Consider the following 23,205-nt stretch of genomic DNA (forward strand, 5'->3'; position numbering starts at 1 on the left):
GTATGAGCATCCTGTCCTTCAAAGACGTGAACAAGGGTTTTGGCACCGGGCTTGAACGTGCCGAAGTTCTCAAGAACATCACTCTTGATGTGGAGGAGGGCGAGTTTGTCGCCATCCTCGGATTTTCGGGCACGGGCAAGACGACGCTGATGAACCTGATTGCAGGGCTCGAAATGCCCGACAGCGGCAGCGTCACCTTCAAAGGCGCGCCGATCACTGAACCGGGCCCCGAACGCGGGCTCGTCTTTCAAAGCTATTCGCTGATGCCGTGGCTGACGGTGGGCGGCAATGTGGGGCTGGCGGTCGATTCCGTCTTTCCCAAACTGTCCAAGGCCGACCGCGCCGCCAAGATCGACCATTACGTGTCGATGGTCGGGCTTGCCCATGCGGTGGCTCGTCGGCCCGCCGAATTGTCGGGAGGCATGCGACAGCGCGTTGCCGTGGCCCGCGCCCTTGCGATGAACCCCGAAATGCTGCTGCTGGATGAACCGCTCTCGGCGCTGGATGCGCTGACCCGGGCCAATCTGGCGGACGAAATCCTCGACATCTGGGAGCAGGACAAGAAAACCTGCATCCTGATCACCAATGACGTGGACGAGGCGATCCTGCTGGCCGACCGGATCGTGCCGTTGAACCCGGATGGCACGCTTGCGGCGCCCATCAAGGTCGATATCCCACGCCCCCGCGACCGGTTGGCGATGAACCAGGATGCGACCTTCAAGGCGCTGCGGGCGCAGGTGACCACCTATCTGATGGATGTCGGCATCGCCGCCAAGGTCGAGGAAACGCGCGCTTTGCCGGACGTGACCCCGATCCACGGCGTGCCCGCTGCCGTTGCCAAGGCGCAGGCCGGCGGGCTGGAAGAGCGGTTCCTGAACTTCTCGGCCCTGCACAAGGTCTATCCCACGCCCAAGGGGCCGCTCACCGTGGTCGAGGACTTCGACCTCAAGATCAACAAGGGCGAGTTCATCTCGCTGATCGGGCACTCGGGCTGTGGCAAATCAACGGTGCTGACCATGGCGGCGGGGCTCAACCCGATCTCCAAAGGGGCCATTCGCCTTGATGGCTGGAACGTCGAAGGGGCGGACCCCGAACGCGCGGTCGTGTTTCAGTCGCCCAACCTGTTCCCTTGGCTCAGCGCCAAGGAGAATGTCGCGATTGGTGTCGACAAGGTCTATCCCAAGGCCAGCCAGGCGGAGCGTCAGGATGTGGTCGAGTACTACCTCGAACGCGTCGGCCTTGCCGACAGCATGGACAAGGGGGCGGCCAACCTTTCGAACGGCATGAAACAGCGGGTCGGGATCGCGCGCGCCTTCGCGCTGTCGCCCAAGCTGCTGCTGCTGGATGAACCGTTTGGCATGCTCGACAGTCTCACCCGGTGGGAGCTGCAAGAGGTGCTGATGGAGGTGTGGTCGCGCACCAAAGTCACGGCGATCTGCGTGACCCACGACGTGGACGAGGCGATCCTGCTGGCTGACCGGGTGGTGATGATGACCAACGGGCCGCGTGCGACCATCGGCAAGATCACAGATGTGAAGCTGCCACGCCCGCGCACCCGCAAGGCGCTTCTGGAGCATCCTGACTACTACAGCTACCGCCAGGACGTGCTTGATTTCCTTGAGGAATACGAACACGGGGCCACGCCCAAGTCACCGGCGACGGGTGGTGTGCCCAAGCCCAAAACCATCGCAGCGGAGTGACGGATATGACCACGAGACTCGTTGTGATCGGGGCGGGAATGGCCACGGGCCGCGTTCTCGAACATCTGTTCGAGAGCGAGGCAGGCTATGACGTGACCCTGTTCAACGCCGAACCGCGCGGCAACTATAACCGCATCATGCTGTCCCCGGTGCTGGCGGGCGACAAGAGCTACGCCGACATCGTCACCCACGATGCGGACTGGTACGAGGTCAACGGCGTGACTTGCCGCTTTGGCGAGCGGATTGCGCAGATTGATCGCGTGGCCAAGACGGTGACAGCCGCCAATGGCGATGTTGTGCCCTATGACAAGCTGCTCTTCGGCACCGGATCGAACCCATTCATGATCCCGCTGCCCGGTCACGATCTGGAGGGCGTCATCGCCTACCGCGACCTCGAAGACACCGAACGGATGATGGCCCTTGGCGCGAGCAACAAAGTCGTGGTCATCGGCGGTGGTTTGCTGGGCCTTGAGGCGGCGGCAGGCATGGCCGCGCGTGGTGTGGACGTCACGGTCGTACACATCATGGCGCACCTGATGGAGCGGCAGTTGGACGAAGCCGCCGGTTATCTCCTGCGCAAGGCGTTGGTGGACAAGGGGATCACTGTCAAATGTTCGGCCAACTCCAAGGAGATCTTGGGCGAGAACGGCCATGTGCGTGCGCTGCTGCTGGATGACGGCACCGAGTTACCCTGCGATCTGCTGGTCATGGCAGTGGGCATCCGGCCCAACACCGCGCTGGCGCAAGAGGCGGGGCTGGCCGTGGGCAAGGGCATCCATGTGGACGATCAGATGGTCACATCTGACGCCGATATTCTGGCCGTGGGCGAATGTGTCGAACATGACGGCGCGATCTTTGGCCTTGTCGCCCCACTTTATGATCAGGCCAAGGTCGCCGCGCAGACCCTCACGGGGGCTGAGGCCGCCTTTGTGCAAAAGGAGCTGTCGACCAAGCTCAAGGTCACCGGCTGCGATCTGTTCAGCGCCGGGGATTTCATGGACGGGCCGGGGCGCGAGGACATCGTGTTTCGCGATCCCGGGCGCGGCGTCTATCGCCGTCTGGTGATCGCGGACAACGTGGTCGTCGGGGCCGTGATGTATGGGGACACCGCCGACAGCAACTGGTTCTTCGGACTGATCCGGGACAAGACCGACATTGCCGGGATGCGTGACACGCTCATCTTTGGCCCGGCCTATCAGGGGGGGACCCCCCTGGACCCTTTAGCGGGTGTTGCAGCCTTACCGCGTGACGCGGAGATTTGTGGCTGCAACGGAATTTGCAAGGGCCAGATCGAAGATGCGATTGCCGCCGGAGCGACCGATCTGGGGGCGGTGCGTGCCACCACCAAGGCGTCGGGGTCCTGCGGCACCTGCACCGGGCTCGTCGAACAGGTGCTGGCTGTCACCCTTGGCGATGACTTCGTTCTGCCTGCGGCCCAGTCGATCTGTGCCTGCACCGACATGACCCACGAGGACGTGCGGCGCATGATCAAGTCGCAACGCCTCACCTCAATGCCTGCGGTCTGGCAGGAATGCGGCTGGAAGACCTCGTGTGGCTGTCATGTGTGCCGGCCTGCGCTCAATTTCTACCTGCTGGCGGACTGGCCGCTGGAATACCGCGACGACCCCCAAAGCCGGTTCATCAACGAACGCAAACACGCCAACATCCAGAAAGACGGCACCTTCAGCGTCGTGCCGCGCATGTGGGGCGGGATCACCACGCCAAACGAGTTGCGCGCGATTGCCGATGCGGCAGACAAATACATGGTGCCCACGGTGAAGGTCACGGGTGGGCAGCGCATCGACCTGTTGGGCGTGCGCAGCGAGGATCTGCCCGATATCTGGGCCGATCTGAACGCGGCGGGGATGGTGTCGGGTCATGCATATTCCAAGGGCCTGCGCACCGTCAAAACCTGCGTCGGCACAGACCATTGCCGCTTTGGCACACAAGACAGCACCGGGCTTGGCATCAAGCTGGAAAAGCAGCTTTGGGGCGCCTGGACGCCGCACAAGCTGAAACTGGGCGTGTCGGGATGCCCGCGCAACTGCGCCGAAGCCACCTGCAAGGACATTGGCGTGATCTGCGTCGACAGCGGCTATCAGGTCAGCATCGGCGGTGCGGCGGGCATGGATGTGAAGGAAACCGAATTGCTGGTGCAGGTCACAACCGAACGAGAGGCGGTGGACGTTATCAAGGCGGTGACCCAGCTTTATCGCGAGAACGCCAAGTATCTCGACCGGATTTACAAATGGATGGGCAAGGTGGGCCTCGACTGGATCAGCGAACGGATTGTGGATGATCTGGACAGCCGCATGGCGCTGGTGGATCGGTTCGAAGTCAGCCAGTCGATCTATCGCAAGGATCCTTGGGCCGAACATGCAAGCACCCGGGCCGAGACATATCGCCCGCTCGCCAACCTGTCATTGGAGGCTGCGGAATGAGTAACTGGATCGACATCGCCGCCCTGGGCGACATCCCACAGCGCGGCGCGCGAATGGTGAAAACGGCGCTCGGCTGCGTGGCCGTGTTTCGCACCGGGGATGATCAGGTCTTTGCGCTCGATAACGCCTGCCCGCACAAGGCCGGGCCGCTGGCAGAGGGCATCGTGCATGGCACATCCGTCACATGCCCCCTGCACAATTGGGTCATTTCGCTGGAAACGGGTCAGGCGCAGGGCAACGATGAAGGGCAGGTGGCAACATATGCCGCGCGGGTCGAAGAGGGGCGTGTGCTGCTTGATCGCGCCTTTCTGCGCGCGCGTGTTGCGGCATGACGCTGACCCGGACGACATGCCCCTATTGCGGCGTGGGTTGCGGTGTGCTGGCCGGGGCGGATGGCACCATCAAGGGCGACCCCGACCACCCGGCGAATTTCGGGCGGCTCTGCTCCAAAGGGTCGGCCTTGGGCGAAACGACGGATCTGGAGGGACGACTGCTGCACCCCAAGGTCGATGGGCAGCGGGCTGACTGGGACAGCGCGCTTGATCTGGTGGCGTCGAAATTCAGCGCCACAATTGCCGAACATGGACCCGACAGCCTGGCCTTCTATGCGTCGGGCCAATTGCTGACTGAGGATTATTACGTTGCCAATAAGCTGATGAAGGGATTCATCGGATCGGCAAATATAGACACGAATTCAAGACTTTGCATGGCGTCCTCGGTAGCGGGTCACAAGCGCGCCTTCGGGACCGATACAGTGCCCGGTACCTATGCCGACCTTGAATTGGCGGATGTGGTCGTGCTGGTTGGCTCGAACCTCGCGTGGTGTCACCCGGTGCTCTACCAGCGGATCGCAGCGGCCAAGGCGGCACGCCCGCATATGCGTGTGGTCAACGTCGATCCGCGCCGCACTGCGTCCACGGATCTGGCGGACATGCATCTGGCCATCGCACCGGACGGAGATGTCGCGCTGTTCAACGGGTTGCTGGCGCATCTTGCTGATCATGACCTGATCGATCAGAATTTCGCGGCACGTCATGTGAATGGCGTGGCCGAGACCATCGCGGCAGCCCGCGCCACCGACACGCAAGGCAGCGGTCTGTCCGCGCAAGAGCTTGCCGCGTTCTATGCTCTGTGGGCGGGGCACGAAAAGGTCGTCACGGTCTATTCCCAAGGGGTGAACCAGTCGTCCTGCGGCACGGACAAGGTGAACGCGATCCTGAACTGTCACCTTGCCACGGGCCGGATCGGCAAGCCGGGCATGGGTCCGTTTTCGGCGACTGGCCAGCCCAATGCGATGGGCGGGCGCGAGGTGGGGGGGCTGGCAAATATGCTGGCCAATCACCTTGAGCTGGGCGAGCCGGATCACCGCCACGCCGTGCAGGAGTTCTGGAACAGCCCCACCATCTGCACCACACCCGGCCTCAAGGCCATCGACTTGTTCGAGGCCTGTGCAGGCGGTCAGATCAAGGCATTGTGGGTGATGTCGACCAACCCCGCCGTCTCGATGCCCGACAGCAATCATGTCGCCCGTGCCATCGCGAACGTGCCCTTCGTGGTGACTTCGGACATCATGGAACGCACGGACACCACCGATCTGGCCCATGTCTGTTTACCAGCCTTGGGGTGGGGCGAAAAGGACGGGACCGTCACCAATTCCGAACGCCGCATTTCGCGCCAGCGCAGCTTTCTGCCCCCGCCGGGCAGCGCGCGTGCCGATTGGCGGATCATCAGCGACGTGGCTGCGCGCATGGGCTTTGGCGCGGCCTTTGACTATCGCGGACCCGCTGACGTGTTCGCCGAATATATCGCCCTTGACGCCGCCACAGCGCAGTTTCCCCGCGATCTCGATCTGAGCATCTTTGCAGATGCCGACTATGCCACTCTTGTGCCAACGCAATGGCCGCGCAACGACCATCGGTTCTTTGCGGACGGGCGGTTTTATCATTCGGATGGCAAGGCACGCATGGTGCCGGTCGTGGCCCCGCCCCAACTGAGGCCCCGCTTCCAGCTCAACACCGGGCGCAATCGCGACCAGTGGCACACGATGACACGGACGGGCAAGGCCCCCCGTCTAGGCGCGCATCTGGCCGAACCTTATGTGGAACTGCACCCGCGCGATGCCGATGCTTTGACCGCCGCGCCGGGGGATCTGATCCGCCTTGAAAACGCGCAAGGTGAGGTGATCCTGCGCGCGCTCGTGACGTCGCGGGTCGCACCCGGGCAGTTGTTTGCGCCGATGCATTGGACCCGGCTCACGTCTTCGAACGGCGTGATCAATCGCATGACCGCCCCCGTGAGCGATCCGATTTCGGGGCAACCTGCACTGAAGGCAGGCGCGGTCACGGCGTCGGTATTCAAGGCGAAATGGTATGGGTTTGTGGCCAGCGCGCAGGCGTTGACGCCGCACGCGCCCTACGCTGCCGTATCGCGCACGGTGACCGGATGGCAGGTAGAACTTGCAGGGCGCAGGGTGCCGCTGGACTGGGTGGCCGAAGCGCGGGCTTTGACGGGCGAGGCGGAGGGCACTGCCTCCATCCAGACCGATCCCGCGACGGGTGCCGTGCGCGTGGCCTTTCAGGTTGAGGGGCGGATCACCGCGCTGATGTTCATATCCTCGGCGCCGGTCGTGTTGTCCCGCACAGCGGCGATTGCTTGCATCGGCACCGATATCGCGCCACTCGCCGCGCTTGCTGGCCGCACCCCGACGGATCAACCGGACCCCGGCGCGACCGTTTGCGCCTGTTTCCAAGTGGGGCGCAACACACTGCTCGGGGCTGTCGCGAACGGGGCCCACAGCGTTACCGCCTTGGGGGACGCGACCTGCGCAGGCACCAATTGCGGGTCGTGCAAACCTGAACTTGCCGCCTTGTTGGAGGGCACGACGGTGCCCATGGCCGCCGAATGAGCCTTGCGCCATATGTCCGGATCGTAGCCCGCGGACAGGGCCGGGCGCGCCCGCTGACGCTGGAAGAAGCATTTGAAGCGATGACGCTGATTCTGGCCGACAAAGCCGCCCCCGAGGCCGTGGGGGCCTTGCTGATGGTCCTGCGCATGCGCGGCGAAACCCCGGCTGAGATCGCGGGCTTCACACGCGCCTTGCGCGCCTTTGCCCAAGCGGGCGTGGCCGAGGCCGACCTTGATTGGCCCTCTTATGCGGCGGGGCGGAGCCGGGGTGCGCCGCTGTTCGTCTTGGCCGCAAATCTTGTCGGGCAGGCGGGATACCGGGTTCACCTGCACGGCTGGAATGCGCATCCCTCTCAAATGGTTGCGGTCGCCGATGTGGTTGATCTGATGGGGCCAAATGTCAGCTATGATCCGCTTCAGACGCTGTGCCACAAGGCGTTCAAAATATTGAAATTGCGTGATATTTTTGGTCTGCGATCCTGTTTCAATACAGTGTTGCGGATGTGGAACCCCTCCCGCGCACCGGTCAGCGTGCAGGGCGTTTTTCACCCGTCTTATCGCGGCCTTCAGGCGAATGCTGCGGCCTTGTTGGGTCAAAGGGATTTGACCATCATCAAGGGCGGCGGCGGCGAGTTCGAGCGTCATCCGTCCAAGGATACCACCCTGTTCGGCCTGCGCGATGGCACCCATATTGCCGAACATTGCGCGCCTCTTTCGGATCAGACCCGGCGGCTGCATGACGTCGATCACCGCGTTGATCTGTGTGGGCTGTGGCATGGCGCTGTGCAAGACCCGTTTGCGGTCGCCACGGTCACAGGGACGGCGGCGCTGGCGCTTTGGTCCCTCAAGGCTACCCCCACGGTCACCGCCGCCCAAGACATGGCCGCCGCCCTTTGGGTCGCGCGTCACCAGCAAGAAAGTCGTCTCGCATGAAAACCTTTCCAATGTTCCTTCAAATGGCTGGCCGCCGCGTCGTGATCGCAGGCGGTCAGGAACAGGCAGCGCAAAAGGCGCGGTTGATCCTGAAGACCGAGGCGGAAGTTGTGATCCTGGCCCCCGATCTGGACGCCGAATTGGCCAGCCTTAACGCATGCGGACGGGTGACACATCGCACGGGTCCGATTGGGCCTGCCGACTTTGAGAACAGCGCGCTTGTCTTTGTCGCCACGGGGTGCCCGGCTGCGGATATGACCCTGCATGATCTGGCCAAGGCGGGTGGGGCGACGGTCAATGTCGTGGATCAGCCGGCCTTATGTGACGCGATCACCCCCTCGATCGTGGACCGCGATCCGGTCGTGGTTGCCATCGGCACCGAAGGCACAGCGCCCGTGCTGGCCCGCCAGATCAAGACCCGGCTCGAAGAGACGCTGGAGCCCCGTCTGGGCGATCTGGCCGCATTGGCAGGGCGGTTGCGGGCGGCGGCGGCGGCCCGCCTTGCCCCGCGCCGTCGGCGGGATTTGTGGCGATGGGTGTTCAATGACAGCCCCCGCCGCACCTTTGTCAGCGGGGCCGAACGGGCGGCGGCCAAGATGATCAAGACTGCGATTGAGCGGGACGATTTCGGGGATATGCAACAGGGCAGCGTCAGCCTTGTCGGGGCCGGGCCGGGGGCCAAAGATCTGATCACCCTGCGCGGTGTGCAACGCCTGCAGGAAGCGGATGTGATTTTTTACGACCGGTTGCTTGATCCCGAGATCTTGGAGCTGGCCCGCCGCGACGCCGAGCGCATCTATGTGGGCAAGGCACCGGGTTGTCATAGCTGGCCGCAGGAGAAAATCACGCAAAGCGTGGTTGCCGCAGCCAAGCGCGGGCAGCGGGTGGTGCGTTTGAAATGTGGGGATCCGGGCGTCTTTGGACGCAGCACCGAAGAGATGGCGGCGTTGGCGCAAGCCGATATTCCGTTCGAAGTCGTTCCCGGTATCACAGCCGCCTGCGCTGCGGCGGCGGCGGTGGGCGACAGCCTGACAGAACGGGGGCAAATCGACACGCTGGTGTTGACGACCGGGCACCGCGCCGACGGATACGTGGTGCCTGCTGCGATTGATGCGATCCAGCCGGGGATCAGCGTGGCGCTTTACATGGCGGTTGGTGCCGCCCCGGCGATTGCACGCGCCTTGCAGGATCGCCATCCGCATGTGCCCTTTGCGGTCAAGGTCGTTGCCAAAGCCCAACGCGCTGGTCAGGTGTCGGCCACTTGCACCATCTCGACCCTTGAACAAACGTTGATGGACCGCGCGATCACGGGCGCTGCTATGGTGTTTATCAGCTGGCCGGCCAAGGCGCAGGCCCAACCGGGCACCATGTCCGTTGCTGATCGCAGCGTCGCCTAAGGTCTCGCGGGGCGCAACACAGCGCCAAGCAGCGCGTCAATCCGCCATATCTCATCAAATGCGGCCACCTCGGCCACATATTGATCGGGGCGCAACAGGACAGCGACCCCGCGGTCCCGATCCACGCCGCGCAGGTCGAAAATGTCGGGGCCATCCAGCGATGGGCAAAACACCTTTTCATAGTCCGTGAGGGCCATGGGCCCTTTTTGCGGCAGCAGCAGCGCGGGCAGTTTGGTCAGATCCACCTCGCGGTGGGGGCTTTGCAGGATGGCACGTATGTCCAGAACACTATCAATATCAGCACCTTGCGGTGTGTAGCGCGCGATCAGACCGTTCCCTTGGCCAAGGCCCGCGCAGATCTGGGCAAGCGGCCCACCCTCGGCACCCTTGTCCCCGCGCGGAGCAAACAGCATCACCCGCCAGCGCCCATCCGCCTTCAGCACATGACCAAGATGGAGCGGTTTGGCATCCGCCAACCGGATCACCGGAGCGGAGTGAAAGCGGGTTCCGGCTGCAAACCCCGTGGCAAGGTTGGGCGCGCGGGGCGTGGCGGTGATGAGGGACGGGGCATAGCATGTCTCGACCCCGGCGGTGTAACGACCGTGGCGCTGGAAATAGTGCTGGAATTGCGCTTTTTCAGCGTCCGTCCGGGGCTTGGCGCTGAACAGCCGAGCCATGTCGCGGTCAAAGTCGATCAGTTCGCGCGCCGTGGCCTGCCGTTCTTGTCCGTAGGTGTCGAGCAGGTGCGGCACTGCCTGGCCACGCAACACGCACGCCAGCTTCCAGCCCAGATTGAACGCATCGGCCATCGACACATTCATGCCCTGACCGGCCTTGGGACTGTGGGTATGGCAGGCATCACCCGCGATGAAGATGCGGGGCACGCGGCTGCCACGCGCCGCCTCGGGTACATCGTCGAACGCATCACAGACGCGCTGCCCGATTTCATAGGCCGACCACCACGCGACCTCGGCGACCTCCAGCGTGTAAGGCGCAAGAATGCGCCGGGCCTTGGCGATGATGCTGTCAGCGGTCACGTTGCGGTCCGCCGCACGCTCGCCCTCGGCCAGCGCATCCAGTTCGATATAAAGGCGCACCATGTAGCCGCCCTCGCGCGGGATCACGAGGATGCTGCCCGCATCCGCCGATTGGATCGCGCATTTCAGGCGGATGTCGGGAAAATCCGTACGCGGCAGTATGTCCATCACGCCCCAAAGCTGGCGGGCCGAGTCGCCTTCCAAGCGATGCCCCAAGGCCCGGCGCACCCCGCTGCGCGCCCCGTCACAGCCCACCACGAACCGTGCGCGGATTGTTTCTTGGATCTCGGGCGCATCGACATGCTCGAAGGTGGCGGTGATGGGCGCGTCGGGGTCATCAGGGCGCACAAGGTCGATCAGACGGCGGTTGTAGTCCGGCGTCAGGCGGCGCGGCGAATTGCGCATCTGTTCGAGATAGAAATCATGGATGCGCGCCTGACTGAGAATGACATGGGGCATTTCCGACAGGTCTTCGGCCACGTCCTCAATCCGGTCCACGCGCGCCAGAGGGCGATCCGCGTCCGGGCGCCAGAACGTGACCTCATTAACCTGGTAGCCTTCCTTGATGACCTTTTCGGCAAATCCGAACGCCTCGAACATCTCGATCGAGCGGCAGGCGATACCATCGGCTTGCCCGACCTCAAGGGGGCCGGGTTTCTGGTCCACGATCCGCACCGATATGTCGCTGAAGGGGCAAAGCTGCGTGGCCAGCGTCAGGCCCGCCGGGCCGCAGCCCACGATCAAGACGTCAACGATATCAGGGGTCTGACCGGCCATCTCGGCGGCACGGGCCACGGACGGATCGCCGGGGCGAAAGCCGCTTTCATGGTATTGCACGGGCGCACCTCACCTTTGGTTGGGACATCTAACAGTATTTTTCGGGCCCGTTCCACTGCGCTGGGGAATAACGGTCGCCGTGCGCCCATCCGATGGGCAACACCGCGTCGATGGCCGCCAACTCCTCCGCGCTCAAGGTGCGTGTCGCCCCTTGAAGAAGTTGCTGGAAATGCGCCACTGACCGCGTGCCGGGGATGGGGATGATGTGATCACCCTGTGCCAGCAGCCATGCGATGGCGAGACCCGCCGCAGGCAGCCCCATATCAGCAGCGAGCGCGCGAAAGGGGACGGTTGCTGCGATATTGGCGCTGTAATTCGGCTCCACAAACCGGGGGTTATTCACCAGAAAGCCGAGGTCTTGCACGGCGGAGTGGCTGAGGGGGGTGTCCGTCAGCAAGGACCGGCCCACCGGCGAAAAGGCGACCAGGGCAGTGCCAATTTCGGCGCAGGTCTGCACCAGACCCATCTCGGGTGAGCGGGTCGAGAGCGAATATTCCGACTGAACGGCGGCGACAGGATGGACCGCGTGGGCGCGGCGCAGCGAGGTCGGCGCGATCTCGGAAAAGCCGATGGCGCGCGTCTTGCCGGATTTGACCAGTGCGGCCAGCGTCTCGGTTACCTCTTCGATGGGCAGGGCCGGATCGCGCCGGTGGACATAGTAAAGATCGACCGCCTCGACGCCGAGCCGCTTGAGACTGGCGTCAAGTTCAGCCTCCAGATGGGCGCGGGAGTTGTCAAAGATGTTGCCGGGACCATTGGGATTGCGTGTGATGCCCCCTTTGGTGGCAATGGTGAAATGATCGCGCGCGTCCGGATTGGCGGCAAGATAGGTGCCGATGACCGTCTCGGACGTGCCCATCCCATAAACGTTGGCGGTGTCGATATGGGTCACACCGGCGACGCGGGCCGCATCAAGAATGGCGTGGCTGTTGGCCTCGTTCGTGGCCCCGTAGAAATTCGAGAACGACATCGCACCGATCCCGAGCGGATGCACGTGAGGGCCGTTTTGGCCAAGCGGGCGGGTCTGCATATCGGGCTCCTTTTGGGGTCGGTTTGTCAGGACCTGCTGTGCAGTAAAACGCCTTGCCCGCGCCCTTGCGACAATAAAATTGACTTGAAAGGCCAAACCTTCAAAACTTTGACTCCGCGCCACCGGGACGTGAGATCCCGAAGACAAGTCTGGGAGGACTCTATGAAGTTAACTGCTCTGACAGCAGCCGCTGCGGCTGCGTGCCTGACCTTTGGAACCGCCGCCAGCGCCGAGACGCTGCGCCTGTCGCATCAATGGTCGAACACGGATGTGCGCCATCAGGTTGCCCAAATCGTGGCCGACGGTGTGGCCGAGGCGGATGTGGGCCTCGACATCCAGATCTTTGGCTCGAAGTCGCTGTTCAAGCCGCGCGAGCAGTACCGCCCCCTCAGCCGCGGGCAGCTCGATATGACCGTGTTGCCGCTCAGCTATGCAGGGGGCCAGCAACCCGCCTTCAACCTCACGCTGATGCCCGGCATGGTGAAAAACCACGATCACGCCGCGCGCCTGAGTGCGTCGCCTTTCATGGCCGCGCTCGAGGAAAAGATGGCCGAGGATGACGTGATGGTGCTGGTGCACGGCTATCTTGCGGGTGGTTTCGTCGGCAAGGACAAGTGCATCACCGCGCCTGAAGACGTGCAGGGCCTGCAGACCCGCGCCGCCGGTAAGGCGTTCGAACAGATGCTGGCCGGGGCAGGGGCGTCGATTGCCTCCATGGCCTCGTCCGAGATTTACAACGCCATGCAGACCGGCGTGCTGACGGCGGCCAACACCTCGTCCTCGTCTTTCGTGTCCTATCGGATTTACGAGCAGGTGAGCTGCTATACCCCTGCGGGTGATGTGGCGCTGTGGTTCATGTACCAACCCCTGCTGATGAACAAATCCAAGTTCGACAGCCTCACCCCCGAACAGCAGACCGCGCTGACCGAGGCGGCCGCCAAGGCCGAGGCGTTCTATCTGGAAGAGGCAAAAAAGCAGGATGCGGCGTCCGAACAGGTGTTCCGCGATGCGGGCGTCGAGATCGCCCAGATGTCGGCCGAGGATTTTGAGGCGTGGCGCGCATTGGCGCAGGAAACCTCCTACAAAGCCTTTGTCGAGGAAGTGCCCGATGGGCAGGAACTGCTTGATATGGCGCTGGCTGTCGAGTGATCCAAAACACCGGAGGGCGCTGCCGCGCGCCCTCCTGATCCAATACTCCAGATTTCAGGGATAGTGTGATGGCGGGCCAAAGTGCGGCCAAGGCGGCGCAGACGGGCAACAACCCGTTTCTGCGCGGCGTGGCGACCCTTTCGACAATCGCGGGCTTCTTTTCGGCGGGCATGATCGTGGCGGCGGTGGCGATCACCTGCCAGATGATCTTTATCCGCTTCGTGCTGAACGGCTCGACCGTGTGGCAGACCGAGGCGGTTGTCTACCTCGCCATCGGGGCCACTCTGATCGGGTTGCCCTACGTGCAGCGGCTGCGGGGCCATGTGAACGTGGACCTGATCCCGCTGTCGCTTGGGCCGCGTGCCCGCTATGGCATGGCCGTCTTTACCCTATCGCAGTCCATCCTGATGGTCGCGATCATGCTGTTTTTCGGGTGGGAGTTCTGGCACCTCGCCTATGAGCGCAACTGGAAGTCCGACACCGTATGGGGTGTGCGGCTGTGGATTCCCTATGCCGCGCTGCCTATCGGGTTTGCGCTGTTCCTTTTACAACTGATCGCCGATCTGGTCGCGCTCGTGCTCAAGATCGACACACCTTTTGGTCTGGGGGACGCATAGTGGATCCGCTCACGCTTGGCGCGCTGGTCGCTGTCTGCACGATCCTTGTCCTCTTTTCCGGCGTGTCGGTCGCCCTTGGGCTGCTGATCGTCTCGACCGGGTTTCTGCTGATCTTCGACGGGATGCGCTCGCTTGAATTGCTGCCTGAAATCCTGTTCGGCAAGCTCGACAACTTTGCGCTGCTCTCGATCCCGATGTTCATCATCATGGGCTCCTCCATCGCCTCGACCCGCGCGGGCGCGGACCTTTATGAGGCGCTCGAGCGTTGGCTGACCCGCGTGCCCGGCGGCCTCGTGATTTCGAACCTCGGGGCCTGTGCACTGTTTGCGGCCATGTCGGGCTCCAGCCCCGCAACCTGTGCGGCCATCGGTAAGATGGGCATCCCCGAGATGCGCAAGCGCGGCTACCCGGACGGGGTGGCGGCAGGCTCCATCGCGGCAGGCGGCACGCTCGGCATCCTGATCCCCCCGTCCGTCACGATGATCGTCTACGGCATCGCGACCGAGACCTCGATTGGGCGGCTGTTCCTCGCAGGCGTCATTCCGGGGGTGCTGCTTGTGGCGCTGTTCATGGCGTGGTCGCTTTATTCCACGTGGAAATCGGGCGACCGGGCACTGCTTGCCACGACAAATTACACATGGCGGCAAAAGTTCGAAATCCTGCCGCGCGTGCTGCCCTTTCTCGCGATCATCGTTGGCGTGCTTTACGCGATGTATGGTGGGGTGGCGACGCCGTCTGAAACGGCCGCCGTGGGTGCGCTTTTGTGTCTGCTGATCGCGATGGTGATCTACAAGCTGTGGAATCCCGGCGATCTGTGGGTCGTGCTGCGCGACAGCACCAAGGAAAGCGTGATGATCCTGTTCATTATCGCCGCCGCCGGTGTGTTTTCCTACATGCTCTCAAGCCTTTACATCACCCAGTCCATCGCCAACTGGATCGGCACGCTGGATGTGAATCCGTGGGTCCTGATGGGGGCGGTGAACGTGTTTCTGATCGTCGCGGGATTCTTCCTGCCGCCCGTCGCCGTTATCCTGATGGCGGCCCCCATCCTGCTGCCCATCATCACGACCGCAGGGTTCGATCCGATCTGGTTCGCGGTCGTGCTGACGATCAACATGGAGATCGGGCTGATTTCGCCCCCTGTCGGCCTCAACCTCTATGTCATCAACGGAATCGCGCCGGACATTTCGCTCAAGACCATCCTCACCGGATCGCTGCCGTTCGTGGGCTGCATGGTCATCGCGATCATCCTGCTGTGCTTTTTCCCCGGTCTGGCCACGTGGTTGCCCGATGCGGTGATGGGGCCATCGTTCTAGTCGACGATGTCGCCGTCAAGGAACGCTTTGGTTTCGGGCTGTGCGGGCTGTGCAAAAACCTGCGTGGCAGGGCCCTGCTCGTGCAGCGCCCCGTTCAGCAGGAATACCACGTCGCTGCCCAGACGGCGCGCCTGACCCAGATCGTGCGTGGTCATGATGATGCGGGTGCCGCTGTCATGGGCGGCGCGCAGCACCGCCTCGATCTCGCGGGTTGAGCGGCCATCGAGGTTCGCGCAGGGCTCATCCAGAAACAGAACCGACGGCTGGCGGATCAGCGCGCGGGCGAGGGCGAGTTTCTGTTTCTCGCCGCCGGACAGACGCGGGGCGGGTTGGTCGAGCACATCCATCAGGCCCACCCGCGCGGCCCAGAGCGACACCTCTCGCGCGATCTCGGCTTTGGACGTGCCGCGCAACTGCAACGGATAGGCCAGATTGTTGCGCACCGACCGGCGCAGCATGATGGGCCGCTGAAACACGTAGGCCTGCGCCTGTTGTGCTGCGTCCGCAGGTGCGGACCATTGCACCGTTCCGCCTGACACACGCTCGACCCCGTGCAGCACCTTCAGCAGCGTGGTCTTACCCGCCCCATTGGGACCAAGCACCACGGTGAACCCGCTCTCACCCAGGTCCAGATCGATGGGGCCAAGGATCGTCTTGCCCCGCCGTTTGACCGAGACGTCCCGCAAAGACACTGATAGAGGTGACATTACCATGTGCCGTGCCGTTCGGTGCGCGACAAGGTGTGGATGGCGAAGTTCACCATCAGCGCCAGAGCAATCAGGATGAACCCAAGGCCAAGGGCGAGCGCAAAATCCCCCTTGCCCGTTTCAAGCGCGATGGCGGTGGTGAGAACCCGCGTCGCGTTGTCGATGTTGCCGCCCACGATCATGATCGCGCCCACTTCGCCGATGGCGCGCCCGAAACCGGCCAGCGCGCCGGTCAGCAGTGCGCGCCGCCCGTCCCAGATCAGCGTGGCCACCCGTTGCCGCTGGCTGGTGTTCAGCGAAATCAGCAGGTCGTGATATTCGGCCCACAACTCGCGCATGGCCTGATGGGTGATAGAGGCAATCAGCGGTGTGATGATGATGACCTGCGCGATGATCATGGCCGTTGGTGTGAACAGCAGACCCAGCACGCCGAACGGGCCCGAGCGCGATAGCAAAAGGTAAACGATCAGCCCCACCACCACCGGGGGCAGGCCCATCAGCGCGTTGAGGGTCGCAATCGCAGCGCGGCGAAACCGAAAGCGGCGGATGGCGAGCCACGTGCCCAAAGGCAGGGCCATCAGGGACGCGATCACGAGGGCTGACAGGCTCACCTGCAACGAGCGCAAGGTGATTTCGACCAGATCGGCGTCCAGCGAGACGATAAGCTGAAAGGCGGCCAGTATCCCGGCCCAGATGTCATTCATCTCAGGAAAACTGCCTTAGTGCGCGGTCAACATCAATCGTCGAGCCGGACAGCCGCGCCGGCCCCACGTTCCTGGCTCGAAAATCCAACCTCGCCCAGGATGAAATAGGACCCCACCGAAATTACGCCTATCGCCACAAAGGCCAACAACATCGCTTTCATTTCAGGTCTCTTTCTGCATCCGTGTTGGTGCGCAAATAGTCGATCAGATCGTCGCGGTCCTTGGGGTCGACGATCCGCTGCATGGGCATCTTGGTGCCCGGAATATAGTGGTCCGGGCCGATATCGAACAACGCATTTATGCTCTGCGCTGTCCAGATGATATCCGAGCCGCGCAAGGTCTCGGAATACGTGTAGTCCGCCACCGTGCCCGCGCGCCGCCCGAACAGCGCGTGTAGGCTTGGCCCCGCCCGACGCGCGCTGCCTGCGCTTAGCGTGTGGCAGATGGAACATTTGCGTTTGAACTGCCGCTCGCCATTGGTCAGCGTTTCGGGCTTTTCCAGAAAGCTGCGCGGCGTGTCGGCCATCGGGTCGAGCGTGGTCATGGTGTCCACAGGCCAGGAATAGACAATGTCCTCGATCCCGCCTGCGTGCAGGTTCTGCCCATCGGGCGAAAAGGCGAGCGCCCAGACGGGGCCGTTGCGCGCGGCGCGAAAGTCATGGGTGATCTTCATATCCTCGGTGTCGATCAGCATGATGTAGCCTTGCCCGTCACCCACGGCGAGCGTCTGTGTGGTCGGCGCATACGCCATCGACAGGATGGGGCGCCGATCAAGCGTGAAGTCGGCGATCGGTTCGCCGGTGCTCAGGTCCAATATCCGCGTGCCGCCATCTGTTGCGCCATAGGCCAGCCAGCCTTTCGCATCGTTCACCACCAGTTTGTTCACCCCGAACCCGTGTTTGGCGATGACGGTCGGGGCCGCTGTCGGATCGCTCGTGTCCCAAGACCGGATCGTGCCATCAACGGAGGCGGAATAGAGTGTGTCGCCATCGGCATCGAACGCGACCGCATTCACACCTTGTTTATGTCCGCTCAGATGGGCAGTGCTGCCTTGATCCATCTGCGTCAGCCCAATTGTGTGATCCCAAGACGCCGTGGCGATGGTCTGCCCGTCCGGCGACACAGCAATGTCGACGATCTTGGCCGTATGGGTCGCGACCTGACGCCCCGCGTCACCGTCCCACAGCCAAAGCTGATTGTCGTCCCCGCCCGAAGCCAACAGGGTGTCGTCCACAAACCGCACCACATTTACCGCCGCCCGGTGTCCTTCGCGCCAGACCGGCACATCGCCCTCCCAGATCCCCACCGAATTGTCGAAGCTCGCCGTCGCAATCTGGCCCGACGGCGACACGGTCACATCCATGATTGGTCCGCCATGACCCTTGAGCGTGAAGAACTCCTGCGCCGCCAGAGGGGTCGCGCCCAGCACCGCTATGGCCAGTGCGCGCCACATCTATTCGGCGGGCGTGGCACTTTTGGGGGCGGCGGCCTCCTTGGCCTTCACCTCTTCGACCCAAAGCGAATGGTGCTCGCGCGCCCACTGTTCTTCGACCTCGCCCGAACCCATGGCGTCGTAAGCCCCCTCCATGCCGACCGAACCGATGTAGATGTGGGCCAGAATAATCGCCATCAGTACGAAGCTGACGATCGCGTGCCAAAGCTGGGCGTATTGCATCTCCTCATGCGGGGCGAGGGCGGTGGGCAATTCGCCCAACCCCAAAGCGCCCGAGATGCCAAAGCTGTTCAGCTTGGCGAAGGTGGCGGCGAACATATTGAGTTCAAAGGGGAAGAGCAGCGCCAGACCGGACACCGAAATTGAGGTGCCCAGCACAATCACGGACCAGAAGATCAGCTTTTGTCCGGCGTTGAATTTCTTGGCCGGGGGGTGCCCCTTGCCGAAGATGCCGCCTCCCTTGAGCAGCCAGTTGATATCGGAGCGGTGGGGCAGGTTGTGATAGACCCACATCACGAAGATCATCACCAGCGCGATCATGAACGCCCACGAGACGTTGTTGTGGATCCACTTGGAGGCAAGCGCGAGCATCGCGAAGGCCTCGTGCCCGAAGGCCGGGATCAGCACCTTGCGCCCGAACAGCGACACAAGACCGGTGATGCCAAGCAGGATGAAAGAGCCCGCAAGCAGCCAGTGGCCGAACCGTTCCACGGCCTTGAACCGTTCGATGGTGCGCCCGGTCCGTTCCCCTTCGATGCGGATGCGGCCCCGGATCAGAAAGAACAGCGCCAGCAGCACAAGCGTGCCACCGAGCAAGTAGGCCCCGTAGGTCGCCAGCGGCCCTTGGCGGAACAGCAGCCAGCGCATGCCGCCGTCCTGGATCAGCGTTGTGGCGGCGGGGCCGTTATTGGAGGCCGTGATGTCGGCTGAGCCAAAGCGCAACGCGCGCCACAACTCCGGGTCAGATGCCCCGCCAAGCGTGCCCAACTGGCTCGCGATACCCGCCGCATTGTCCGGGTCGCCCGTCGCGCTGGAGCGGAACGTGTTGTCCACCTCTTCGCCGCGCTGGCGGGCCAGAATGTCCTCAAGCGTCTGCGCGCCCCCCGTCGCCGAGCGGTCCGGGGCAGGGGCGGTAGTGTCCTGCGCGTAGGCAGCTGTGGCAAACGACAACAGCAGCAGTGCGATCAACGTGCGAAACATCCCGAAATCCCTTTTCGTGGCGTAGTGGTGAAAAAGGGCGACCCGTTGCCTGGGCCGCCCTGATCTGTGGTCTCGTGGTCCAGTCAGGGCCGATTAGCCGCCTTGCTGGCCGTATGCTGATCCCCAGCCCCATGCACCGGAGCCAAAGCCGCGCGCAACGACGCGCTCGCGGTAGATGCCCGACACCACGTCGCCGTCCCCGGCGAGCAGGGCCTTGGTCGCGCACATTTCGGCGCAGATCGGCAGCTTGCCTTCCGCGATCCGGTTGCGCCCGTACTTGGCGAATTCGGCGGTCGAGTGCGTCTCTTCGGGGCCACCGGCGCAGAAGGTGCATTTGTCCATCTTGCCGCGCGATCCGAAGTTGCCCGCTTGGGGGAACTGGGGCGCGCCGAACGGGCAGGCGTAAAAGCAGTAGCCGCACCCGATGCACAGATCCTTTGAGTGCAGCACGACCCCTTCCTCGTTCTGATAGAAGCAGTCGACCGGGCAGACAGCCATGCAGGGCGCGTCCGAACAGTGCATACACGCCACCGAGATCGAGCGTTCACCGGGTGAGCCGTCATTGATGGTGACGACTTTGCGTCGGTTGATGCCCCACGGCACTTCGTGCTCGTTCTTGCAGGCGGTGACACAGGCGTTGCATTCGATGCAGCGTTCGGCGTCGACGAGAAATTTTGCTCTTGCGGCCATTTTTATGTCCTCCTTACGCTGTCCAGATTTTGCAGAGAGTGGCTTTGGTCTCTTGCATCTGGGTCACTGAATCATAGCCATAGGTCTGTGCGGTGTTGGTGCTTTCGCCCAGCACGTAAGGGTCGGCCCCGTCGGGATACTTGTCCCTGCGGTCCTCGCCCTCAAGGTGCCCGCCGAAGTGGAACGGCATGAAGGCCACGCCTTCGCCCACCCGTTCGGTGACCATGGCCATCACCTTGACCTTGCCGCCTTCGGGGCCTTCCACCCAGACCTGTTCACCGTCCCGTACGCCCAGATTGTTGGCGTCGCGGGTGTTGATCTCGACGAACATGTCCTGCTGCAACTCGGCCAGCCAGGGGTTCGACCGGGTTTCGTCTCCGCCGCCCTCGTATTCGACCAGCCGCCCTGACGTGAGGATCATCGGGTAATCCTTGGAAAAGTCGTTCTTCTGGATCGAGGCATACATAGTCGGCAAGCGGTAGAACTTGCGGTCCTCGTATGTGGGGTAGTCTTCGACCAGATCGCGGCGGTTGGTATAAAGCGGCTCGCGGTGGAGCGGCACCGGATCGGGGAAGGTCCAGACGACCGCACGGGCCTTGGCGTTGCCGAAGGGCGCACACTCATGCGCAATGGCAACCCGCTGGATGCCGCCCGAAAGGTCGGTTTTCCAGTTGATTCCGGACGCGCGTTCGTTGAAGTCCGAGGGGAAGGGCGACATGGATTGCTCGCCCACCTCTTCATCAGCGCCCTGGGTGCCCGAGGGTTGGGTCAGACCGCTTGCGGCGGCGGTGTCCGTTGCCGCATCCCCGTCGTCGGAGTTGCCGATATCACCCTCCTTGACCGCATTGAGCGTCACACCGGCCACTTTCGCGATTGAGCGGCGTTCTTCGTCCGTCAACTCGCCGTCCCAGCCCAGATCAACAAGCATCTGGTAGGTGAATTCAGGGTATCCATCCTGAATGTCGGAGCCGACCGAATAGACGCCCTCGGCCAAGAGGTTCTCGCCATCGCGTTCTACGCCAAAGCGAGCGCGGAAGGTCAGGCCACCCTCGGACACGGGCTTGGACATGTCATAGAGGTTCGGCGTGCCGGGGTGGTTCATCTCTGGCGTGCCCCAGCTTGGCCATGGCAGACCGTAGTAGTCGCCATCCGCCGGGCCGCCCACCGCTTGCAGCGTGGTGCGGTCGAACGTGTGCTGGTTGGCCATGTGTTTCTTGATCCGCTCGGGGCTTTGCCCGGTATAGCCGATCGTCCACATGCCCTTGTTGAACTCGCGCGTGATGCTTTCGACATTGGGCGTTTCGGGATCGTCCATCTCGATATTGCGGAAGAGCCGATCCCCCCAACCGAACTTGTTGGCGAACTTGGCCATGATGACTTCGTCGGGCAGCGATTCAAACAGCGGATCGACCACCTTGTCGCGCCATTGGAGCGAGCGGTTGGAGGCCGTGACCGAGCCGCGCGTTTCGAACTGCGTACAGGCGGGCAGCAGATACACCCCATCAGTGCGGTCATGCAGGATCGCTGACACGGTGGGGTAGGGATCGACCACGACGAGCATGTCGAGCTGCTCCATCGCGGTTTTCATTTCCTTCTGCCGGGTCTGTGAGTTGGGCGCGTGGCCCCACAGCACCATGGCACGCACCTTGTTGGGGTTGTCCATGTTCTCGGGGTCTTCGAGCACCCCGTCGATCCAGCGCGACACCGGGATGCCGGTCAGGTTCTGCAAGGTGGTCTCGTTGCCATCGGCGTCCTTGCCGGTCGCGAATTGGGCACGTAGCCAATCGCCGTCTTCTTCCCAGACGCGGCCCCAATGGGCCCAGGCCCCTGCCGACAGGCCATAGTAGCCCGGCAGCGTGTGTGACAGAACGCCAAGGTCGGTGGCCCCCTGCACGTTGTCATGGCCGCGGAAGATGTTGGTGCCACCCCCAGACGTGCCCATGTTGCCAAGCGCCAGTTGCAGCACGCAATAGGCGCGGGTGTTATTGTTGCCGTTGGTGTGCTGGGTGCCACCCATGCACCAGATCACGGTGCCGGGGCGGTTGTTGGCCATTGTGCGGGCCACGCGCTTGAGCTGCGAGCCGGGGGCACCGGTGACGCGCTCGACCTCTTCAGGGGTCCAGCGGGCGACTTCTTCCTTGATCTGGTCCATGCCCCAGACGCGGGTGCGGATGAATTCCTTGTCCTCCCACCCATTGTCGAAGATGTGCCAGAGAATACCCCAGACGAGTGCGACGTCCGTGCCAGGACGGAAGCGCACATACTCGTCCGCATGGGCGGCCGTGCGGGTAAAGCGCGGATCGCACACGATCACGGGCGCGTTGTTCTGCTCCTTGGCGCGCAGCAGGTGCAGCAGCGAGACAGGGTGCGCCTCGGCCGGGTTGCCGCCAATAATGAAGATCGCCTTGGAGTTGTGGATGTCGTTGTAGCTGTTGGTCATGGCACCGTAGCCCCATGTGTTCGCCACACCCGCAACGGTCGTCGAGTGGCAGATGCGCGCCTGATGATCGACGTTGTTGGTGCCCCAATAGGCGGCGAACTTGCGGAACAGATACGCCTGTTCATTGTTATGCTTGGCCGAGCCGAGCCAGTAGACCGAGTCCGGCCCGCTTTCCTCGCGGATGTTCATCATGCCGTCGCCAATCTCGTCGATGGCCTGTTCCCAGCTGATGCGCTTCCACTCTCCGCCTTCTTTCTTCATCGGGTACTTGAGGCGACGTTCTCCGTGGGCGTGTTCGCGTACCGCCGCACCCTTGGCGCAGTGGGCCCCGAGGTTGAAGGGGCTGTCCCATCCGGGTTCCTGACCCGTCCAGACGCCGTTGCTGACCTCGGCGATGACAGTGCAGCCGACCGAACAGTGGGTGCAGACCGATTTGATGGTCTCGACCTCGCCGGTGAACGCGGTGGCGGCCTGGGCCTGGGTCACGGTGCCCCCGGTGGCGGAAATCGCCGCCAGCCCGCCGATGGCCAACCCGGATCCGCGCAAGAAGGCCCGGCGATCTACGGAGGTTTCGGCCATATCGGACAGAACGCCGCTGCGTTGAGGGCGTCGTGCGGTCCCGTTGGTTTTCTTCTTCAGCATGTGTCTTA

At 63.1% G+C, this 23,205-nt stretch carries 18 protein-coding genes; 9 read left to right on the forward strand and 9 right to left on the reverse strand.

Translation table 11 applies throughout. The features are described from left to right. Nucleotides 1-2 precede the first annotated feature (2 nt). Genes Q0908_RS13935 through cysG form a run of 6 tightly spaced genes read left to right on the forward strand, consistent with a single transcriptional unit; the run spans nucleotide 3 to nucleotide 9,375 of the window. Nucleotides 3-1,700, forward strand: coding sequence for an ABC transporter ATP-binding protein (locus Q0908_RS13935; RefSeq protein WP_299285531.1), 1,698 nt, complete (start codon nucleotides 3-5; stop codon nucleotides 1,698-1,700). Between the two features lie 5 nt (nucleotides 1,701-1,705). Continuing rightward, entirely contained in the window at nucleotides 1,706-4,141 is a 2,436-nt protein-coding gene (gene nirB / locus Q0908_RS13940) for a nitrite reductase large subunit NirB (protein ID WP_299285534.1), read from the forward strand. Then, on the forward strand, nucleotides 4,138-4,473 hold the full coding sequence (nirD, locus tag Q0908_RS13945; protein WP_299285537.1) for a nitrite reductase small subunit NirD: 336 nt from the start codon (nucleotides 4,138-4,140) through the stop codon (nucleotides 4,471-4,473). The genes nirB and nirD overlap by 4 nt, the downstream gene beginning before the upstream one ends. Continuing rightward, nucleotides 4,470-7,046 carry a nitrate reductase gene (locus tag Q0908_RS13950; protein WP_299285540.1) on the forward strand — a complete coding sequence of 859 codons (2,577 nt, stop codon included), beginning with the start codon at nucleotides 4,470-4,472 and terminating at the stop codon, nucleotides 7,044-7,046. The genes nirD and Q0908_RS13950 overlap by 4 nt, the downstream gene beginning before the upstream one ends. After that, nucleotides 7,043-7,978 (forward strand): glycosyl transferase family protein, encoded by a 936-nt coding sequence (locus Q0908_RS13955; RefSeq protein WP_299285543.1) that lies wholly within the window; start codon nucleotides 7,043-7,045, stop codon nucleotides 7,976-7,978. The genes Q0908_RS13950 and Q0908_RS13955 overlap by 4 nt, the downstream gene beginning before the upstream one ends. Continuing rightward, nucleotides 7,975-9,375 (forward strand): siroheme synthase CysG, encoded by a 1,401-nt coding sequence (gene cysG / locus Q0908_RS13960; protein ID WP_299285546.1) that lies wholly within the window; start codon nucleotides 7,975-7,977, stop codon nucleotides 9,373-9,375. Before Q0908_RS13955 ends, cysG begins: the two co-directional genes overlap by 4 nt. Here cysG and Q0908_RS13965 read toward each other — a convergent pair. Continuing rightward, nucleotides 9,372-11,249 carry an FAD-dependent monooxygenase gene (locus Q0908_RS13965; protein WP_299285549.1) on the reverse strand — a complete coding sequence of 626 codons (1,878 nt, stop codon included), beginning with the start codon at nucleotides 11,247-11,249 and terminating at the stop codon, nucleotides 9,372-9,374. The genes cysG and Q0908_RS13965 overlap by 4 nt on opposite strands. A gap of 28 nt (nucleotides 11,250-11,277) precedes the next feature. Then, nucleotides 11,278-12,279, reverse strand: a complete 1,002-nt coding sequence (locus Q0908_RS13970) for an aldo/keto reductase (RefSeq protein ID WP_299285552.1) — start codon at nucleotides 12,277-12,279, stop codon at nucleotides 11,278-11,280. A gap of 162 nt (nucleotides 12,280-12,441) precedes the next feature. On the opposite strand from Q0908_RS13970, the gene dctP reads away from it, so the two are divergent. The 3 genes from dctP (at nucleotide 12,442) to Q0908_RS13985 (ending at nucleotide 15,361) form a co-directional block, all read left to right on the forward strand. Next, nucleotides 12,442-13,428 carry a TRAP transporter substrate-binding protein DctP gene (gene dctP / locus Q0908_RS13975; RefSeq protein ID WP_299285556.1) on the forward strand — a complete coding sequence of 329 codons (987 nt, stop codon included), beginning with the start codon at nucleotides 12,442-12,444 and terminating at the stop codon, nucleotides 13,426-13,428. Between the two features lie 68 nt (nucleotides 13,429-13,496). Continuing rightward, the gene (locus Q0908_RS13980) at nucleotides 13,497-14,045 is read left to right on the forward strand and encodes a TRAP transporter small permease (protein ID WP_299285559.1); all 549 of its coding nucleotides are present in this window, start codon (nucleotides 13,497-13,499) and stop codon (nucleotides 14,043-14,045) included. Next, the gene (locus Q0908_RS13985) at nucleotides 14,045-15,361 is read left to right on the forward strand and encodes a TRAP transporter large permease (protein ID WP_299285561.1); all 1,317 of its coding nucleotides are present in this window, start codon (nucleotides 14,045-14,047) and stop codon (nucleotides 15,359-15,361) included. Before Q0908_RS13980 ends, Q0908_RS13985 begins: the two co-directional genes overlap by 1 nt. Here the strand turns inward: Q0908_RS13985 and Q0908_RS13990 are convergent. The 7 genes from Q0908_RS13990 to Q0908_RS14020 form a co-directional block, all read right to left on the reverse strand. Continuing rightward, entirely contained in the window at nucleotides 15,358-16,074 is a 717-nt protein-coding gene (locus Q0908_RS13990) for an ATP-binding cassette domain-containing protein (protein ID WP_299285563.1), read from the reverse strand. The genes Q0908_RS13985 and Q0908_RS13990 overlap by 4 nt on opposite strands. Then, a complete protein-coding gene (locus Q0908_RS13995; protein ID WP_299285567.1) occupies nucleotides 16,068-16,772 on the reverse strand; it encodes an ABC transporter permease in 705 nt (234 codons plus the stop codon). Before Q0908_RS13995 ends, Q0908_RS13990 begins: the two co-directional genes overlap by 7 nt. A 32-nt stretch (nucleotides 16,773-16,804) precedes the next feature. Next, a complete protein-coding gene (locus tag Q0908_RS14000; protein ID WP_299285570.1) occupies nucleotides 16,805-16,933 on the reverse strand; it encodes a hypothetical protein in 129 nt (42 codons plus the stop codon). Beyond that, a complete protein-coding gene (locus tag Q0908_RS14005; protein ID WP_299285573.1) occupies nucleotides 16,930-18,225 on the reverse strand; it encodes a c-type cytochrome in 1,296 nt (431 codons plus the stop codon). Before Q0908_RS14005 ends, Q0908_RS14000 begins: the two co-directional genes overlap by 4 nt. Next, nucleotides 18,226-19,425 carry a formate dehydrogenase subunit gamma gene (locus Q0908_RS14010; protein WP_299285576.1) on the reverse strand — a complete coding sequence of 400 codons (1,200 nt, stop codon included), beginning with the start codon at nucleotides 19,423-19,425 and terminating at the stop codon, nucleotides 18,226-18,228. Between the two features lie 93 nt (nucleotides 19,426-19,518). Further along, nucleotides 19,519-20,115: a formate dehydrogenase FDH3 subunit beta gene (gene fdh3B, locus Q0908_RS14015; RefSeq protein WP_299285579.1), complete on the reverse strand. Its 597-nt coding sequence runs from the start codon at nucleotides 20,113-20,115 to the stop codon at nucleotides 19,519-19,521. Nucleotides 20,116-20,128: 13 nt separating this feature from the next. Beyond that, on the reverse strand, nucleotides 20,129-23,197 hold the full coding sequence (locus Q0908_RS14020; RefSeq protein ID WP_299285582.1) for a formate dehydrogenase subunit alpha: 3,069 nt from the start codon (nucleotides 23,195-23,197) through the stop codon (nucleotides 20,129-20,131). Nucleotides 23,198-23,205 lie beyond the last annotated feature (8 nt).

Origin of the sequence: uncultured Tateyamaria sp., from assembly GCF_947494755.1 — a bacterium.
Taxonomy (GTDB): domain Bacteria; phylum Pseudomonadota; class Alphaproteobacteria; order Rhodobacterales; family Rhodobacteraceae; genus Tateyamaria.